The sequence below is a fragment of the Calidithermus chliarophilus DSM 9957 genome, assembly GCF_000430045.1.
GTDB classification, from domain to species: Bacteria; Deinococcota; Deinococci; order Deinococcales; family Thermaceae; genus Calidithermus; species Calidithermus chliarophilus.
This window is the reverse complement of the sequence record NZ_KE387028.1, coordinates 137,827-138,386: the sequence shown is the minus strand read 5'-3', so window position 1 is coordinate 138,386 and position 560 is coordinate 137,827. Positions and strand designations below refer to the sequence as shown.

Genomic DNA, 560 nt, shown 5'->3' with positions numbered 1-560 from the left:
TGGCCGTTGCGCCGGAGCACCCCGTCCATGACGTCCACCCGGTGGTCGATGCGCAGGTAGGCCACGTCGGCGCTCCTGTAGGTGACGGCGATAGGGGTCACCCTCCCTGCCCGTATGGGCACATTCCGCCCGTAGGTGTTCACCAGGCCGCCCATGGTGGGGTCTTCCGGCTTGATCTCGCGCCCCTGGGCGTAGGGCACGCTCAGGGCGGTGACGGCGTAGGTCTTCTCGCTCGTCTCCCCGAGGTCAAAGGCCAGGCAGCGCTCGCCCCACGCGCGCACCTCGGCCTTCTGCACGAGCTCGCGGGGGGGAGAGTCGCAGGCGCCCGCCAGCGCGGGCGCGAGGGCCAGCAAGCCGATGGCAATGACGATGGTCGCGTTTCTCACTCTTTCCACCTCCTCAGGGGCACCCGTAGATTTGGGCGTTGGGGTCTACCGCGCTCCCGTCGGAGGGGTAGACGCACACCTGGGGGTTCACCCCCGGCGCCCCGCCCTCGAAGCCCACGCCCAGCTCGAGCATCCCCGGGTAGCGCTCGAAGCGGTAGCGCACCGTCCCTGCCT

1 pseudogene is annotated in these 560 nt (G+C 70.2%); it reads right to left on the bottom strand.

Going from position 1 to position 560, the window contains the following annotated elements:
* Positions 1-386: pseudogene (locus tag MEICH_RS26590) on the bottom strand (hypothetical protein); the annotation flags it as partial.
* Positions 387-560 lie beyond the last annotated feature (174 nt).